This is a genomic window from Desertihabitans brevis, from assembly GCF_003327535.1.
GTDB classification, from domain to species: Bacteria; Actinomycetota; Actinomycetes; order Propionibacteriales; family Propionibacteriaceae; genus Desertihabitans; species Desertihabitans brevis.
In genome coordinates this window covers 109,335-127,287 of record NZ_QOUI01000012.1, presented here as the reverse complement: position 1 = coordinate 127,287, position 17,953 = coordinate 109,335, and the positions used below count along the sequence as shown (strand labels likewise).

Here is a 17,953-nt window from a genome sequence, read left to right as displayed (position 1 = left end):
CTGGCGCACCCCCACCGGACACCACTACCTCGTCACCAACACCGGCACCACCGCCCTCGGACGCGGCCCCGACGCCCGCCGGCTGTGGGACGCCGCCCGCCCCCGACCGTCCGGCGTCGAGAAGGCGGAGCGGTCGTGAACGGCGTCAGGAGGTCAGGAGCTCGACCAGGGCCCGGGCGGTCTCGGCTGGTGTCCGGGTGGTGCTGTCGACCACGGGCAGGCCGAGACCCCGGTACTCCGCCGCATCAGCGACGGCCTGGATCACCGAGTCCTCGCTGTCTCCGCGGGTCCGCAGCCGGCGGAGGCGCTCCTCGTCGGTGCAGTCGAGCACCACCCAGCGGCCGGACGGCCAGCCGGCGAGCTCGTCGGGGGTCACGACGCCGAGCAGCAGCACGGGGTGCGGCGCGAGCTGGTCGAACGCGGCGCGAACGAGCTCCCCGTAGGCGGACCAGGTGCTGGGCGTCTCACGGATGGCGGCACCGGCCAATGCGCCGGCAGGGTCCATGAACGCGTCCCAGTCGAGCACCACCCAGGTGGGCAGCAGAGCACGCAGTGTGGCGGCCACGGCGGTCTTGCCAGAGCCGGGGGCTCCCAGGACGTAGCCGCCGGCGCCCATTCAGGCGTGGTCGGGCGTGTGGTGCTGCTCGAGGCGGCGGGCCGACCGGGCCCGCATCCGTTCCGCACGTAGCCGCTGCAACCGCTTGACCAGCAGCGGGTCGTGGGCCAGCGCCTCGGGCTTGTCGATGATGGAGTTCAGCACCTGGTAGTACCGGGTGGCCGACATCGAGAACTGCTCGCGGATGCCGTCGTTCTTGGCCCCGGCGTACTTCCACCACTGACGCTCGAAGTCGAGGATCCGGGCGTCCCGCTCACTGAGCTCGGCGCCACTGGTGGGCTCGGCGTTCTCGGTCTGCGGCATGAGGCACATCCTAGGTCGTAATGACAGTCGTGTCATTCACCGCCGACCTGGCTCGCCAACCGGGGCGTGGTGGGTTTGGATGGGTCCCATGCAGCGACTCACCGGCCCGGTGCAGCACTACGCCTGGGGCTCGCCCACCCTGATCCCCGAGCTGCTCGGCACCGAGCCGGACGGACGTCCGCACGCCGAGCTGTGGCTGGGCGCACACCCCAGCGCGCCCGCCCGGCTGGAGTCGGAGGGCCTCGACGAGCGGGTGGAGCGCGACCCGGCGGTGGTCGGGGCGGCGTCGGTGGAGCGGTTCGGGCGACGGCTGCCCTACCTGCTCAAGCTGCTCGCCGCGGCCGAGCCGCTGTCACTGCAGGCCCACCCGACCCGCGAGCAGGCCGAGCGGGGCTGGGCACGCGAGGAGGCCGAGGGCCCCGCCCGCGACGCCCCCGACCGCAACTACAAGGACGACTGGCCCAAGCCGGAGATGATCGTCGCGCTCACCGAGTTCGACGCCCTGTGCGGGTTCGCCGACCCGGCCCGGACCGCCGCGCTGTGGCGGGAGCTGGAGGTGGAGGCGCTCGACCCGCTGGTCGACGCGCTCGGCACGCCGGACGGGTTGCGGGCCGTGCTGCTGGACCTGCTCGACGACGAGCGCTGGCGCGGGGTCGCGGGCCTGGTCACCGAGGCGGCCGGGCGGCGCGCCGAGGAGGAGGGTGCGGTCGGCGACCTGTGCCGCACCGCCGTCGAGATCGCCCGCTTCTACCCCGGCGACCCCGGCGTGCTGGTGGCGCTGCTGATGAACCGGGTGCGTCTGCAGCCGGGCGAGGCGCTCTTCCTCGGCGCGGGCAACCTGCACGCCTACCTCAGCGGCCTCGGGGTCGAGGTGATGGCCAACTCCGACAACGTGCTACGGGGTGGGCTGACGCCCAAGCACGTCGACGTCGCCGAGCTCGGGGCGGTCCTCGACTTCTCCTCGATCACCCCCCAGCCGGTGCCACTGGTCGACGAGGGCGAGGGCCGGTTCCGCTTCGACACCCCCGCCCCGGAGTTCACGCTGTGGCGGGTGGACTGCTCCGACACCCCGACCACCGTGCCGGCCTCCACCACCGGCCGCATCGTGCTCGCCACCTCCGGGCGGGTGCAGCTGCAGAGCGGGGCCACCGCGATCACCCTCCACCGTGGGCAGGCGGCGTTCCTGCCGGCGGGCGAGACGGTCTCCGCCCACGGCGGCGGGACGGCCTTCGTCGCCGGCCCCGGCGTGCGCTGACCCCCGTCGGAGGAGGAGGCGGCGCGCCGGTAGCGTCGGCGACCATGAGCGAGATGGTCTACCGCCCCCTGGGCGACTCCGGTCTGATGGTCAGCGCGGTCGGGATCGGCTGCAACGCCTTCAGCCGCCGGGTCGACCTCGAGGGCGTCCGCGGCATCCTCGACGCCGCCACCGACGTCGGCGTCACCCTGCTCGACACCGCCGACGTCTACGGCAACCCGCCCGGCGGCAGCGAGGAGCTGCTCGGCCACGCCCTCCAGGGCCGCCGCGACGACTTCGTGCTGGCCACCAAGTTCGGCATGGACATGCGCGGGGCCAACGGCGAGGACTTCGGCGTCCGCGGATCGCGCCGCTACGTCCGCCGCGCCGTCGAGGCGAGCCTGCGCCGGCTGCAGACCGACCACATCGACCTCTACCAGCTGCACGCCCCCGACGACCTCACCCCGATGGAGGAGACGCTGGAGGTGCTGACCGACCTCGTGCACGAGGGCAAGGTCGGCTACCTCGGCTGCTCGAACGTCGCCGGCTGGCAGATCGCCGACGCCGACTGGACCGCCCGCAGCTCCGGGCTGAGCCGGTTCGTCTCGGTGCAGAACCGCTACTCCCTGCTCGACCGCTCGATCGAGGCCGAGGTCGCCCCGGCCGCCGAGCGCTACGGCCTGGGCATCCTCCCCTACTTCCCGCTCGAGTACGGCCTGCTCACCGGCAAGTACCGCCGCGGCCAGGACGCCCCCGAGGGCTCCCGCGCCGCCGCCGAGCCCGAGCGCGCCCAGTGGCTCGCCGACGCCGACTGGGACCGCATCGAGGCCGTCGAGGCCTACGCCCGGGCCCGCGACCTCAGCGTCCTCGACGTCGCCATCGCCGGCCTGGCCGCCCAGCCGTGCGTGGCCTCGGTGATCTCCGGCGCCACCTCCGCCGAGCAGGTCCGCACCAACGCCGCCGCGATGCGCTGGCAGCCGACCGCCGACGACCTCGACGAGTTGGACGAGATCACCAGTTGAGCGCCCCGGGTCAGCGGACGACAGACCCGCGGTGCCCCGCCAGCCATCGTCGGCTGTCGGTGAGGTTTCCTCACTCTGTTTGACTGAAGTTGGCGACGGGACGTGACACTAGGGTGCTGCCACGACCTCGTCGGAGGGAACGGGAGCAGCCTGCGGGAGGAGCGAGGTGGCCACCAGGGGGACGAACCTGCCGCGGCTGGGCGACTTCAACCAGCGGGCGGTGCTGGACGCCATCCGTCGCCACCCCGAGGGGATCAGCCGGGTCGAGCTCGGCCAGCTGACCGGGCTCACCGGCCAGACCATCAGCAACATCACCCGGCGCCTGCTCGACGACGCCGTGGTCGGCGAGGGCAGGCGGATCACCGCCGGGCGGGGCAAACCGCGGACGCTGCTGCAGATCCGTCCCGAGCGCTGGCACGCGGTCGGCGTGCACATCGACCCGGCCCAGCTCACCGTGCTCTCCCTCGACCTCTCCGGACGGGTCCGGGCGCGGCTGACCGACCCGACCCCCGACGTCCCGGACCCCGAGGCGGTGGTGCGCCAGATCGCCACCCTGGCGACCGAGGCGGTGGCCGACGTGGAGCCGGGCTCGGTGCTCGGGCTCGGCGTCGCCGCCCCCGGGCCGATCGACGCCGACGGCGGACGCCTGCACCGCCCTCCACAGCTGCCGGGCTGGCAGGACGTGGCGCTGCGCACCGACCTGCACCGGGCCACCGGCTGGCCGGTGCTGCTCGACAAGGACGTCACGGCCGCCGTCACCGGTGAGCACTGGAGCCCCGAGGGCACCCGCGGGGATTTCCTCTACCTCTACCTGGGTTCGGGGATCGCGGCCGGCGCGGTGGTCAACGGGGCCGTGCACCGGGGCCGGACCAACAACGCCGGCGAGGTCGGCGAGATCCTCACCACCCGCCGGCCCACCAGCGGCGACCCGCGCCAGCACGGCAAGCTGCACTCCACCGTGATGCCCGGACCGCTGGTGCGACGGGCCCGCGCGGCCGGCCTGCTGGACCCCCGCGGCGAGTCCGAGGTCCCGGCGGCCTTCGCCGAGCTCTGCCGGCTGGCCGACACCGGCGACCGGCGGGCCGTCCGGCTGCTGCGCACCGCCGCCACCGACCTCAGCGTCGGCGCGGCCACCCTGCTCAACTTCCTCGACCTCGACACCGTGGTGGTCGGCGGGCCGGCGTGGCCGCCGCTGGAGCGGCACCAGCTGCCCGTGCTGGCCGCGACGCTGCCGCGGCTGATGGTGGCGCACCAGCAGGTGCAGGTGCGCGGCAGCCGGCTCGCCGCCGACGGCGCCGCCCAGGGTGCGGCCGCCCTCGTGCTGGAGCACTTCCTGGCTCCGCGGGCGTCCGGGCTGCTGATGGAGTGAAGGTCTTCCTTTACTCCATTCAGTTGGGTTAGCCTCGCAGGGTTCCCTGTCCCGGACATCCCAGGAGCTCTCCGTGCACGACCACCGGATCCTGCTCGAGGGGCGCGTCAAGCGCTTCGTCGACGACCACCTGACCCCCGCACTGGTGCGGGCGCGCACCCCGCTGACGCTGGAGTCGTGGGAGGTGGAGGACGAGCCCGTGCCCTTCGCCGAGGCCGTGGGCCAGACCTTCACCCCGCTCGCGGTCGGCGACCAGTGGGGCAAGCCGTGGGGCACGGTGTGGATGCACGCCACCGGCGCCGTCCCCGGCGAGTGGTCGGACGGCGGCGCCCTGCCCGAGGGCACCCGCGCGGAGGTCTGGGTCGACCTCGGCTTCGTCGGTGGCCCCGGATTCAACGCCGAGGGTCTGGCCTGGCGCCCCGACGGCACCATCATCAAGGGCGTCGCGCCCGACAACTACTGGCTGCCGGTGCCCGACGACGGCCGGGTCGACCTCTACCTGGAGGCCGCCTCCAACCCCGACTTCGGCATCCGCGGCTTCAAGCCCACCCCGATGGGTGACAAGGCGACCGCCGGTCCGGGCCCGCTGTACACGCTGCGCGCCTTCGACGTCGTGCTGCTCGACGTCGGCGTGTGGGAGCTCGAGCGTGACATCTGGACCCTCAACGGGCTGATGCACACGCTCTCGGTCGAGGACGCCCGCCGCCACGCCATCCTGCACGCGCTGCAGGAGATGGTCGACGCCGTCGACCCCTCCGACGTCGCCGGGACGGCCGCCGCCGGCCGGGCCGCGCTGGCCCCGGTGCTGGCCTCCCCCGCGGTGCCGAGCGCCCACCAGGTGACCGCCGTCGGCCACGCCCACATCGACTCCGCCTGGCTGTGGCCGCTGCGCGAGACGGTGCGCAAGTGCGCCCGCACCTTCAGCAACGTCGCCGACCTGGCCGACGCCGACCCCGACTTCGTCTTCGCCTGCTCCTCCGCGCAGCAGCTGGCCTGGATCGAGCGGGACTACCCCGAGCTGTTCGAGCGGATCCGCGACCTGGTGCAGCGCGGGCAGTTCGTCCCGGTCGGCGGCATGTGGGTCGAGTCCGACACCAACATGCCCGGCGGTGAGGCGATGGCCCGCCAGTTCGTGGCCGGCAAGCAGTTCTTCCTCGACCGCTTCGGCGTGGAGACCGAGGAGGTCTGGCTGCCCGACTCCTTCGGCTACTCCGCCGCGCTGCCGCAGATCGTCGCGGCCTCGTCCTCGAAGTGGTTCCTCACCCAGAAGATCTCGTGGAACCAGACCAACACCTTCCCCCACCACACCTTCTGGTGGGAGGGCATCGACGGGTCGCGGGTGTTCACCCACTTCCCGCCGGCCGACACCTACAACGCGCGGATCTCGGGTGAGGAGCTGCACCGCGCGGCCCGCCAGTACCGCGAGAAGGGCCGGGGCACCCGGTCGCTGATGCCGTTCGGGCACGGCGACGGCGGCGGCGGCCCCACCCGCGAGATGGTGGCCGCGGCGCACCGCACCGCCTCCCTGGAGGGCTCGGCGCAGGTCGAGATCGCCTCCCCGCGCGCGTTCTTCACCGCCGCCGAGGAGGAGTACGGCGCCCAGGCCCCGGTCTGGTCCGGTGAGATGTACCTGGAGCTGCACCGCGGCACCTACACCAGCCAGCTGCGCACCAAGCAGGGCAACCGGCGCAACGAGCACCTGCTCCGTGAGGCCGAGCTGTGGGCGGCCACCGCGGCCGTCCGCGGGGTGGCCGACTACCCCTACGAGGAGCTGACCGAGCTGTGGCAGCTGCTGCTGCTGCACCAGTTCCACGACATCCTGCCGGGCAGCTCGATCGCCTGGGTGCACACCGACGCCGAGCACAACCACGCCCGGATCACCCGGGGCGCGCAGGCGATCATCGACGCGGCCCTGACCGCGCTGGCCGGTGAGGGTGAGCAGGTGCTGCTGGCCAACGCCGCCCCGCACGCCCGCGACGGCGTCCCCGCCCTCGGGCTCGGTGCCCCGCAGGTGGCGGGCGAGGCGGTCTCGGTCGAGCGCGACGGCGCCGACGTGGTGCTCGACAACGGGCTGCTCCGCGTCCGGGTCGACGGCCGCGGTCTGGTCACCTCGCTGGTCGACACCGCCAGCGGCCGGGAAAGCATCGCCGCGGGTGGCGCGGCCGGGCTGCTGCAGCTGCACCGCGACGAGCCGGTCGCCTGGGACGCCTGGGACATCGACGAGTACTACCGCCGCCAGGTCACCGACCTCACCGACGTCGACTCCCTCGAGGTCGGCGGCACCGAGGACCGAGCCGAGGTGACGGTGACCCGCTCGACCGCGGCGTCCACCATCGTCCAGCGCTACGTGCTGGAACGGGGTGCGGTGAGCCTGCGGATCGAGCACGAGCTGGACTGGCACGAGCGGCAGAAGCTGCTCAAGCTGGCCGTGCCGACCGACGTGCACGCCGACCGGGCGGCCTCGGAGATCCAGTTCGGGCACGTGCTGCGCCCCACCCACACCAACACCTCGTGGGAGGCGGCCCGCTTCGAGACCGTCGCGCACCGCTGGGTGCACGTCGGCGAGCCCGACTACGGCGTGGTGGTGAGCAACGACTCCACCTACGGCCACGACATCCGCCGCAGCACCCGCGCCGACGGCGGCACCACCACCACGGTGCGGCTGTCGCTGGTGCGGGCACCCCTCTACCCCGACCCCGAGGCCGACCAGGGCCGCCACGAGCTGGCCGTCACCATCCGTCCCGGGGCGCTGGTGCCGGACGCGGTCGAGGAGGGCTACCGGACCAACCTGCGGCCGCGGCGGATCACCGGTGGCGCCCCGGTGGCGCCGCTGGTCACGGTGTCGAACCCGCAGGTGGTGGTCGAGTCGGTCAAGCTGGCCGAGGACCGCAGCGGTGATGTCGTCGTGCGGCTCTACGAGTCCGAGGGACGCCGGGCCACCGGCACCGTCGAGCTGACCGACGGCGCCTCGGGCGTGCAGGTGGTCGACCTGCTCGAGCGCGCCGACGGCTACGGGGCGGTGCCCTGCGGTGAGCTGGTGGACGGCCGGGCCGAGCTGAGCCTGCGTCCGTTCCAGCTGGTCACGCTGCGCTTCACCCGCTGACGGTCTGGACGTCGCCCGCGACGGGGCGCTTCGATGCGGTGGTGACCACCACCGCAGCCGGGGCGCCCCGTCGTCGTCCTCCCGCCAGGTACGCCGTGCGCGCACTCGGCAACTGGATGAACCTGTCCACGCCGCTGGGGCTGCTGATCAGCCGGGTCGGCGGCTGCCGCGTCCGTCGCGGGCCGCGCCGGCTCTGGCTGGCCGAGGGCTACCGGCCGCCGTTCCCGGTGGCGCCGGCGTTCACCGTCGGCGACGTGCTGATCAGCCGAGGCCCGTGGGACCGCGTCCCCGCCTCATTACTGGGCCACGAGGAGCGGCACAGCTGGCAGTGGTTCGTCTGCCTCGGGCTGCCGTTCCTCGCCGTCTACGGCGCGGCGATGGCGTGGTCGTGGCTGCGCACCGGCGATCGGGGGTCGGCCAACGTCTTCGAGCGCGACGCCGGGCTCGTCACCGGCGGCTACCCCGAGCGCCCGCTCCGCCCGCTGTTCGGCGGCGGGCCGGTGGGCGGTCGCCGGCTCAGCGCTCCGACCAGACCCCGAGCTCGTTCCCGCTCGGGTCGGTGAAGTGGAGCCGGCGCCCGCCGGGGAAGGGGTAGGGGCCGCGCACCACGGCGCCCCCAGCGGCGACCACCGCCTCTGCGGTGGCCTCGAGGTCGTCGGAGTAGAGCAGCACCAACGGTCCGCCGGGCCCGGCCGTGTCCTCGGTGGCGTTGATGCCGCCGACCTCACCCTCGCCGTCGGCGGTGCGGATGCCGGCGTAGGCGGGGCCGTAGTCGTTGAACGTCCAGCCGAAGGCGGCGCCGTAGAAGGCGGTGGCGGCCTTGAGGTCGCGGGCGGGGATCTCGATGTAGTCGATGGTGTGGTGGATCTGCGGCACGGGTCTCCTCCTGGTCAGCGGTGGGCGTGGAGGTCGCGCAGCAGGGCGACCTCGGCGAGGTGGTGGATGACCTCGCGGTGGATGTGCAGCACCAGCTCGGCCATCAGCCCCTCCTCGTGCCCGGGCTCCTTGTCGCCGACCGGGCGGGCCAGCTCGTCCTCGCTGAGGGCCCGGACGCCGGCGACCCAGGCGTCATGGGCGGCGTCCAGCTGGGCCAGCGCCTCCCCGGCCGTGCCGGCGTAGCGCCAGGCGGCGTAGTCGGCCGGGCCCCAGTCGAAGGTGGCGCCGAAGTGGTTCTGGGCGCGCATCCCGAGCACGCCCACCACCACGTGGGCCAGCCGCCAGGCGATCGTCGTCACCGGTGCGGGCTGCGGCTCGGGGTAGGCGAAGTCGATGGTCCACTCCCCCGTCCCCGGCGCGTCCGGCGGGGTGTGCTCGGTGCGGGGGCGGATGTTCCAGCCGCCGGCGACCGGCTCCCAGCGGTACTCCTCGTCGGTGAGCCCGTCGAGGCGGGGACGGGCCTGCCCGTGCCAGTGCCACTCGAGCTGCTCCAGCACCTGCTCCTGCCAGTTCACGGCCATGGGACCAGCCTGGCAGGCGGCACCGACACGACGGTAGGTCCCGCAGACGCGGACGTCCCCCCGACCCGGGGGTCGAGGGGACGTCCGGCTGTGGCTCCCTGCCGGGTCAGCCCTGGCTGCGCCGGCGGCGGATGAGCACCCCGGCCCCGCTGAGGGCCAGGCCGAGCCCGAGCAGTAGCGGCAGCACCGAGCCCGCACCGGTGTCCGCCAGCGGCGGACGAGCCGGGTCAGCCGGGTCGGCCGGGTCAGCCGGGGCCGGCGGGTCGGTCGGGTCGGCCGGCGGCTCGAGCGTGCTGTTCAGCACACACAGGGTGCTGTCCAGCTCGCACTCCTCCGCCGGCTCCTGCCCGGCCACGGTCAGGAAGTTCTCCAGGGCGTGGTCACCCTGGTCCTCCCAGCCGCGGACCTCGACGGTGTAGGTCACCGTCGCGCTCGCCCCACCGGCGAGCTCGCCGGTGATGAGCAGCTGCTCACCCTCCTGGACCACGGCCAGGCCGTCGGAGGCCACCGGCGCCCCGACCAGGTCGGCGTCGTCCAGCACGCCGGCCATGTGGTCGACGTGGTCGACCGCACCGGCGCCCTCACCCGCGTTCTCGAACGAGAGCGTGTAGGTGATCTGCTGCCCGTCCTCGACCGTGGTGCCCGACTCCGGGTCGGCCGACTTCGCCGCCACGATGTCGCTCACCGGGTTGAGCGTGCAGTCCGCACCGTCGGTGCAGACCGGCTCGGCCAGCGGCTCCTGCTCGGGGTCGAGCAGGAAGTTCGCCACGACCGCATCGCCCAGGTCGTCCTCGGCGGCCACCCGCACCGTGTAGGTGACGGTCACCGTCTGACCGGCCGCCAGCTCACCGCTGATGGTGAACCGGTCGCCCTCGACGTCGCCGACCTCGAGGGCCTCGTCGGAGGCCTCCGGTCCGTCGACCAGCTCGGCGTCGTCCAGCACGTGGGTCAGGTCGTCGACCCGGTCCACGTCACCGCTGGCGCTGCCCCCGTTGCTGAAGGTCAGCGTGTAGGTGAGCTCGGCGCCCGGCTGGACCGCGCTGCCGCTCTCGGGATCGACCGACTTGGAGTCGACGACCGCAGGAGCGAGGTGGGACGTGCAGTCCTCGTCGCCGTCGGCGCAGGCCGGCTCCTCAGGAGTCTCCTCCTGCGGGTCCAGCACGAAGTTGGCCAGCACCGCATCACCCATCGCCTCGGCCGCACGCACCGTCACCGTGTAGGAGACGGTCACCGTCTGGTCGGGCGCGAGCTCACCGGTGATCGAGAACCGGCCGTCGGTGATCGCCGAGACCTCCAGTGCCTCGTCGGAGACCTCCGGACCCGAGGTGACCTCGGCGTCGTCGAGCAGGTGGGTCAGGTCGTCGACCCGGTCCACCGCACCGGCGGCGGTGCCCTCGTTGGTGAAGGTGAGGCTGTAGGTGATCTCCTCGCCGGAGGTCACCGTGCTGCCGTCCTCGGGATCGGCCGACTTGATGTCGAGCACCTTCGGGGCGGTGTGGCTGGTGCAGTCCTCGTCACCGTCGGCGCAGACCGGCTCCTCGGGAGTCTCCTCCTCCGGGTCCAGCACGAAGTTGGCCAGGGTGGCGTCACCCATCGCCTCGGCCTCCCGCACGGTCACCGTGTAGCTGACCGTGACGGTCTGCCCGGCTGCCAGCTCACCGGTGACGGTGAACCGGTCGTCCTCGACGGCGGAGACCGACAGCGCCGGGTCGGAGGCCACCGGGGCGGTGGTGAGGTCGGCGTCGTCCAGCACGTGGGTCAGGTCGTCGACCCGCTCGACGCTGCCCGCGCCGGTCCCGTTGTTGCTGAAGGTCAGCGTGTAGGTGACCTCCTCACCGGGGACCACCGTGCTGCCGTCCTCGGGATCGGCCGACTTGGCGTCGACGACCTCGGAGACGTAGGTGGTGGTGCACTGCGGGTCGTCGGGCTCGCAGACCGTGTCGATCGGCGGCGGGACCTCACCCGGCTCCAGGACGAAGTTGGCCAGGGTGTTGTCACCCCGCTCACCGTCGGGCAGCACGGTCACGGTGTAGCTCACCGTGAACGCCTCACCGTTCGGCACCTCGCCCTCGACGGAGAACGCACCGTCGACGACCTCCGAGACCGTCAGCGCCGCGTCGGAGGACGTCGGGCCGTCGGTGATCTCGGCGTCGTCCAGCACCCCCACCAGGGAGTCGCGGTAGCCGTCGACCGAGGCCGGGGCCGTGCCGGTGCTGTCGAAGGTGAGGGTGTAGGTCAGCTCGGTGCCGGCCACGACCGTGCTCCCGTCGGCGGGCGAGACGTCCTTGGTCACCACCAGACGACCACCCGGCACCGACACCAGACCGCAGGGCTCACCCGTGACCGGGTCGCGCCCGTCCTCGTCCGCCGGGTCGCACACCGGGGTGACCGGCGGCGGACCCTGCGGGTCGGGCGGGGTCTGCGGCCCGAAGGCCACGTTCACCAGCGAGGCGTCACCCTCGGCGGTGTAGGTCACCTCGTAGGTGATCACCACCGACTCGTCCGCGGCCAGGGCACCCGTCCAGTACAGCCGGTCGTCGGCGAACACCGGCTGCGCACCGGTCGAGGCCTGCACCGACTCCACGTCGAGCGTGGCGTCGTCGAGCACCCGGGTGAGGTCGTCCACCACGGAGGCCGGAGCCGCCTCGGTGAACACACCCGGTCCCTCGTTGGTCGCCGTCACGGTGTAGGTGACGGTCTCGCCCACCGCGGGCAGGGTGACGGTGTCAGCCGTCTTCTCGATGGTCAGGTACGGCAGCTCACCGCTGGTGGTGTCGCACTTCTCACCGGTCTCGGGGTCGACCCCGCCGTCCTCGCACACCGGGGGCTCCGGGTCGGTCGGGTCCTCCGGCTGCCAGGCCACGTTGCTGACCACCCGGTCACCGTCACCGGTCAGGGTGACGCTGTAGCTGATCGTCACCGTCTGGCCCGCGGCCAGCGGCCCGGTCCACGACAGCAGCGGCTCGGCCACGTCCGTGGTCCCGGCCGGGGCGCCGTCGATGGTGGCGGTCAGGCTGTCGGCGTCCAGCGCGGCGTCGTCGAGGACGCCGGACAGGTCGTCGAACACCACGGCCGGGGCGGCGTCGGTGTAGTCACCCGCACCGACGTTGGTCGCCTCCACCGTGTAGGTGATGACATCACCGGGGCGGGAGCCGGCGGTGAGGTCGGAGGTCTTGTCGATCTCCAGCTCGGCCACCGCGTTGGTGGTGCACAGCGGGTCATCGGCTTCGCAGACGGTGCCCGGCTCCGGCGGCACCTCGCCGTCGGTGAGGACGAAGTTGGCCAGCACGTCGTCACCACGTTCGTCGTCGGGCAGGACGGTCACGGTGTAGGTCACCGTGAACGCCTCGCCGTCGGGGACCGTGCCGTCGACGGTGAACTCTCCGTCGGTGATCTCCGAGACCGTCAGCGCCTCGTCCGAGGCGGTCGGCGCCGAGGTGATCTCGGCGTCGTCCAGCACACCCACCAGGTGGTCGCGCCAGCCCTCGACCGCCGCCGGGGCCGTCCCGGTGCTGTCGAAGGTGATCGTGTAGGTCAGCTCCTGACCGGCGACCACGCTGGAGCCGTCGGCCGGCGTGACGTCCTTGGTGACGACCAGACGTCCACCCGGCACCGACACCGTGTCGCAGGGCAGGCCCGTGACCGGGTCGACGCCACCGTCCTCGCACACCGGGGTGACCGGCGGCGGACCCTGTGGGTCCGGCGGGGTCTGCGGCCCGAAGGCCACGTTCACCAGCGAGGCGTCACCCTCGGCGGTGTAGGTCACCTCGTAGGTGATCACCACCGACTCGTCCGCGGCCAGCGCACCCGTCCAGTACAGCCGGTCGTCGGCGAACACCGGCTGCGCACCGGTCGAGGCCTCCAGCGACTCCGGGTCCAGCGTGGCGTCGTCGAGGACGTCGGTGAGGTCGTCCACCACGGAGGCCGGAGCCGCGTCGGTGAACGCGCCCGGACCCTCGTTGGTCGCCGTCACCGTGTAGGTCACCGTCTCCCCCACCACGGGCAGGGTCTCGGTGTCGGCCACCTTCTCGATGGTGAGCAGCGGCAGCAGGGTCGACGTCGTGGCGCAGGGCTCGCCCGTCTCCGGGTCGGTCCCGCCCTCCTCGCACACCGGCGGCTCCGGCGTCGGGTCGGTCGGGTCGGTCGGCACCCAGGCCACGTTCTCCACCACCCGGTCACCCTCACCGGTCAGCGTCACCTCGTAGGTGATGGTGACGGTCTCCCCGGCAGCCAGTGCGCCCGTCCACGAGACCAGCGGCTCGGTGTAGCCGGTCTCCCCGACCTCCGCACCGTCGATCGTCGCCGTCACGTCACCGTCGAAGGCGGCGTCGTCGACCACCCCGGACAGGTCGTCGAACACGACCGCCGGATCGTCGGTGCTGTAGTCGGCCGTGCCGGTGTTCGTCGCCGTCACGGTGTAGGTGACCACGTCACCCGGACGGGAGTCCGCAGTGGCGTCGGAGGTCTTCTCGAGCTCCAACGAGCGCACCAGCGCCGGGTAGTCCTCCACCTCACCCCCGAGGGAGGCACCCGTCGGGCTGGGGTCGGTGACGTCGCCGGCGAAGAGGCGGAAACGGGCGATCGTGTCGCCCGACACCGTCCCGGCCGGGAACGTCAACGTGTAGTCGGCAGTTCCGGATCCGGCCGGAACGGTGACCAGCTGCCGCTCCTCCACGTCGAAGACGCCATCGGAGTCGAGGTCGATCCAGCCCGCGAGCGTGGCCGGCTCCCCAGTGGTGTTGGTTGCGGAGACCGTCACGGTGGTGGGGACGCCGTCCTCGAGATCGACCCCAGCCACACCGTCCTCATCTGCGCCATCGCCATCGGCAGAGGCACTGGGCTGACCGTCGGTCTCCTGGTCGATCTCTTCGCCGAGGAACAGCCCGGGCACGATGTTGTGCCGGGCACCGTCATCCGCGAGAAGCGTGCCGTAGGAGGCGGGGGCGTCACCGAAGTCCACGTCGAACTGGCACTCGAACAGGTGGAAGTCGTCGAAGTTCATCCACACCTGACCGGCCACGGTGGCGTTCGCCGCCGGGTCGGCGTTGCGGACCTCGACCCGCAGGTAGTCCCACGCCCGGCTGGCGTTCAGCGTGAACGGGATCTGCTGCCACCCCTCACCGAACTCTGCCACCGGCGTCGAGAAGAGCAGCTCGGAGTTCGCCGGCGTCGGAGCCACCACGCCCGCCGCCGGAACGCTGCCGACGTCGGGGTCGCTGACACCGAAGAACTGCATGTAGCCGTCACCCTCGCGGCTGTAGCCGCCCGCAGCGATCGAGTAGTAGCCGACGTAGGTGGACAGCGGATCCAGCGGGGCGAGCAGGGTGTTGGTCGCACCCTCGCCGGCATCCCCGCCCGTGCTCGTGGAGTGCCCACCCATGAACGCATAGCCGTCCGATCCAGCCCGCAGCGGCATCGCCGCGGGGTTGGGGCCGGAGTCGAAGGTCGGTGAGAAGTAGTGGTACTGCCCACCGGTCGGGTGGCTGTCGTACCAGCCGGTGGCGTAGCCGATGGTGCTCGCCGAACCGATGTTCTGGAAGTCTCCGGTCCGGCTCTCGAAGCTCGGGTTCTGGATCAGGTCCACCTCCACCAGGGTCCCGCCGGGCGCGCAGGCCACGGGAGGGACGTCCTCGAAGGTCACCGTGGTCGACCCCGGCGGGTTGAGCCCCACCAGGTCGTCGACGTTGCCCGCATCGTTCGTGTAGCTGCCGACGGTCGAGGAGGTCACGTCGACACCGATGGTGCACGACTCCTCACCGGCCGCCAGCTGCCCGCCGGTGACCTCGATGGCGCTGCCGTCGTCGCTGACCGTGGTGGTCGCGGTGCAGTCGCTCAGGAGGTTCGGCTCGTCCGCGACCCGGAGGTTGGCCGGCAGGGTGTCGGTGAACGCCCACCCGTCCTTCGCCGCCAGCTCGGAGGTGTTGGTGACCGTGAGCGTCAGCCTCGACACGCCACCAACCCGCACCGTGGCCGGAGAGAACTCCTTGTCCAGCTGCGGGGAGACGTCCAGCACGCGGATGTTGTCGTAGGCACCGTCGTTGCCGCTGCCGCTTCCGTTCTCGTTGCGCAGCACGATGCCCAGGGTCTCGCCCGTCACGAGGACCGAGGAGTCCGCCGCGAACCGGCCGGCGCTGACCTGGAAAGGCGTGCCGTCGGCGGTGGGCGCGGTGTAGACCGTCGCGCGCGGGTCGGTGCAGGGGTCGATGGCGCTGTCGGAGACCGGGATCTCCTCGCCCTCGGCGTTCACGAGGTAGAACCGCAGCTCAGGGTGGCTGGCGAAGCAGTTCTGCGCCCCCGCGTCGACGGAGAAGGTCACGAAGCGGTTGGCCGCCGACAGCTCCAGCGGGTCGACGGTGGCGAACTGCACCTCGTTGTCGGCGGTGCTCCCGGCGGTGTAGGAGGCCGCGGCGGCGTTGAGGTCGTTGTCCGCGGCGCCCGAGACCTGGCCGAGCGTCCAGGGGACCGCCGTCAGGTTGTCGTAGTTGCTCGCCCCGCCGGCCTCGTCGCCGTTGCCGTTGCAGTCACCTGCCAGCCGCGGGCTCGTCCGGTTGATGATGAAGCCGTTGCAGGCGTCCCGGTTCACCCAGTAGTCGCTACCGGTGTAGGTCGTGCCGTCCTCACCGACGTAGTCGGTCAGCAGGACGTTGGAGTTCGCGGGGCGGTTCTCGAAGTCCTCGACGTACAGCTCCACCGGCGCACTCGGGGTACCGGGCTGGCCCGGCACCGCCTGGGCCTCGGGAGCCGCCACGAAGGGCGTCGCCGCCAGCAGACCGCCGAGCATGGCGACCGCGAGGGTGCCCGCCAGCGGGCGACGGACCGCGGTGGAGGTCTCAGTTCTCATCGGGTGGCCTCCCGTGTGCCCTGGGCGTTGCCGCCCGTCCGAATCAGCCGGTTGCCCGGCCCGCCCTGCTCGGCCATTGACTGCTCCTGTGATCAGTTGACTGGCCCACCGGTCCCGCCCCCGCCGATGCCGTGGGTCTGACGGCGTGCGCGGGCGCAGGCCCGGCACACGACAGACATGCCTATCGGTGCACCGCCGCCCTCTGCCAGTGCCGGACAGTCATTTGGCCCCCGGTCCTGAGAATTTGGCCCCCCTGTTAGCCCCCCACGTAGCCCCTGGACGTCCTTTTCTTAGCCCTCTCTCATGGCCCCGGCAGATGGCGCTGCTAACGTCCGGCGAGAGCGGCCGGGAGCGGGGGCCCTGGCGCTCGGCGGGCCCACCAGGTCCGTCCCTTTCGGTGGAGTGTGCGAGGAAGGACCAGGTGAACCCCGACCGGATCGTCCCCGAACTGCACCACGCCGTGGTCGAGGCCGATCACGGCACCGTCGCTGCGAAGGTGGAGCGGCACTGGAGCTACGTGCTGCGCACCGACTACCCGCTGCTCGGACGCGCACTCGCGCGGCTGCCGCAGGAGCACGTCCGGCCCATCCACCGCCTCGTCCGCGGGCTGCTGCAACCCGGCACCTGGACGAGTCCGGTGCACTCTCCCGACGAGGTCATCGAGGCCGCGCGGGAGACCCTGCCCGAGGCCGATCCGCAGCTGCAGGTCAGCACCGGCATCGCCGTGCTGCACGCGCTGCGGCGGCGGGGCCGGCTGACCGACGCCGGCGAGCTCGCCCAGCAGCTGGTGGAGCCTGCCGGTGCGCTGCCCGGGGCCGACGCCGAGAGCCAGATCGCCACCCTGTACCTGCAGCTGGGCAGCCTGCTGCTGCTCCGCGGGGACCTGCACGGGGCCGAGGGCTGGTTCGAGGCCGCCTACCGGCAGCCGTCCGTCTTCGCCAACCACGCCGCCGACGCGGCCGGACGCCTCGCCCTGGTCAGTGCGCTGCGCGGCGAGACCGCCCGTGCCGAGGCCTGGTTGGAACGGGCGGCGACCCTGGACGCCCAGGCGGCGCACTGGCCGCTGCGCTCGGTCGAGCGGCTGCCGCAGCTCTGCGCACGCGCGATGCTCGCGCTGGACCGTCTCGACTGGTCGGCCTTCCACCTCTACGACGACCAGATCGAGGCCGAGCGGCTCGAGCTGGACGAGCACTGGGCGTTCGTGCTCCACCACCGGGCGCTGGCCGCCGTGCTGCGCGGGAACCAGCGCACCGTGATGGAGCAGATCGACCACCACCGTCGCCACCACCCGCAGTACTTCCAGGAGCCGAACCTCGCCACGATGCTGGTCGAGACGGCCGAGATCGCCCTGCTGATGACCCTCGAGCGGCACCGGGAGGCGCTCGCCCGGCTGGACGCCAGCGGCCGGGGCCGTGCGCACCAGGCCAGCGTGGCCCACCTGCTGCTCGCCGGCGGCCGGGTCCAGCGAGCCGCGGAGGTGTCCGACCCCCGCCACTGGCCGCCCGGCACCACCCGCCGGCAGCAGCTGCTGATGCTCATCGCGCACGCAGGGGCGCAGTACCGGCTGGGCAGGACATCGGCGGCGGTCGCCGCGCTGCGGCAGGCGGTCAACCTCACCGGCCACCGCAGCGACTCCCACCTCTTCGCGTTCGCGGTGATGGACCGCTACGCGCTCGTCACCCTCGCCGACCAGGTGCCCGAGCTGGCACCGGTCCTCACCGCGCTGCAGGAGCGGGCCCAGCTGCCGGCCCTGGACTTCCCCGAGGTCCGGCTGACGCCGCGGGAGACCGTCGTGCTGCAGTACCTGGCCGGCGGGCTGGACATCGCCCGGATCAGCGAGGCGCTCTACGTCTCGCCCAGCACCGTGAAGAACCAGCGCAAGAGCATCTACCGCAAGCTGGGCGCGGCGAACCGCCAGCAGGCGCTGGAGACGGCTTCCCGGCTCGGTCTGCTGCCGCCCGGCACCGTGGTGGCGTCGCCCTCCTCGCCCGACTCGGGGGGCTGAGCC

Annotated in this window: 11 protein-coding genes; 6 read left to right on the top strand and 5 right to left on the bottom strand. The window is 72.7% G+C overall.

What is annotated here, in order from left to right; translation table 11 throughout:
* Positions 1 to 145: 145 nt before the first annotated feature.
* Together DT076_RS17180 and DT076_RS17175 are read right to left on the bottom strand one after the other, a co-directional pair.
* Complete coding sequence (locus DT076_RS17180; protein WP_114127925.1) at positions 146 to 616, bottom strand: AAA family ATPase; 471 nt, start codon at positions 614 to 616, stop codon at positions 146 to 148.
* Positions 617 to 919: a DUF3263 domain-containing protein gene (locus tag DT076_RS17175; protein WP_199539260.1), complete on the bottom strand. Its 303-nt coding sequence runs from the start codon at positions 917 to 919 to the stop codon at positions 617 to 619. It abuts the gene before it with no gap.
* 88 nt (positions 920 to 1,007) lie between these two features.
* Between DT076_RS17175 and manA the strand changes: the two genes are divergently transcribed.
* The 5 genes from manA (at position 1,008) to DT076_RS17150 (ending at position 8,210) form a co-directional block, all read left to right on the top strand.
* The gene (gene manA, locus DT076_RS17170) at positions 1,008 to 2,174 is read left to right on the top strand and encodes a mannose-6-phosphate isomerase, class I (RefSeq protein ID WP_114127939.1); all 1,167 of its coding nucleotides are present in this window, start codon (positions 1,008 to 1,010) and stop codon (positions 2,172 to 2,174) included.
* A 44-nt stretch (positions 2,175 to 2,218) separates the two neighbouring features.
* Entirely contained in the window at positions 2,219 to 3,175 is a 957-nt protein-coding gene (locus DT076_RS17165) for an aldo/keto reductase (RefSeq protein WP_199539259.1), read from the top strand.
* Between the two features lie 166 nt (positions 3,176 to 3,341).
* Complete coding sequence (locus DT076_RS17160; protein WP_114127923.1) at positions 3,342 to 4,544, top strand: ROK family transcriptional regulator; 1,203 nt, start codon at positions 3,342 to 3,344, stop codon at positions 4,542 to 4,544.
* Positions 4,545 to 4,617: 73 nt separating this feature from the next.
* Positions 4,618 to 7,647: an alpha-mannosidase gene (locus DT076_RS17155; RefSeq protein ID WP_114127922.1), complete on the top strand. Its 3,030-nt coding sequence runs from the start codon at positions 4,618 to 4,620 to the stop codon at positions 7,645 to 7,647.
* 41 nt (positions 7,648 to 7,688) lie between these two features.
* Positions 7,689 to 8,210 (top strand): hypothetical protein, encoded by a 522-nt coding sequence (locus DT076_RS17150; RefSeq protein WP_199539258.1) that lies wholly within the window; start codon positions 7,689 to 7,691, stop codon positions 8,208 to 8,210.
* Here the strand turns inward: DT076_RS17150 and DT076_RS17145 are convergent.
* The 3 genes from DT076_RS17145 to DT076_RS17135 all read right to left on the bottom strand — a co-directional run bounded on the left by DT076_RS17145 (position 8,164) and on the right by DT076_RS17135 (position 15,945).
* Entirely contained in the window at positions 8,164 to 8,523 is a 360-nt protein-coding gene (locus DT076_RS17145; protein WP_199539257.1) for a VOC family protein, read from the bottom strand. The genes DT076_RS17150 and DT076_RS17145 overlap by 47 nt on opposite strands.
* 14 nt (positions 8,524 to 8,537) lie before the next feature.
* Positions 8,538 to 9,104: a DinB family protein gene (locus DT076_RS17140; RefSeq protein ID WP_114127920.1), complete on the bottom strand. Its 567-nt coding sequence runs from the start codon at positions 9,102 to 9,104 to the stop codon at positions 8,538 to 8,540.
* 106 nt (positions 9,105 to 9,210) lie between these two features.
* A complete protein-coding gene (locus DT076_RS17135) occupies positions 9,211 to 15,945 on the bottom strand; it encodes a DUF7927 domain-containing protein (protein ID WP_114127919.1) in 6,735 nt (2,244 codons plus the stop codon).
* Positions 15,946 to 16,366: 421 nt separating this feature from the next.
* Between DT076_RS17135 and DT076_RS17130 the strand changes: the two genes are divergently transcribed.
* On the top strand, positions 16,367 to 17,950 hold the full coding sequence (locus tag DT076_RS17130) for a helix-turn-helix transcriptional regulator (RefSeq protein ID WP_114127918.1): 1,584 nt from the start codon (positions 16,367 to 16,369) through the stop codon (positions 17,948 to 17,950).
* Positions 17,951 to 17,953 lie beyond the last annotated feature (3 nt).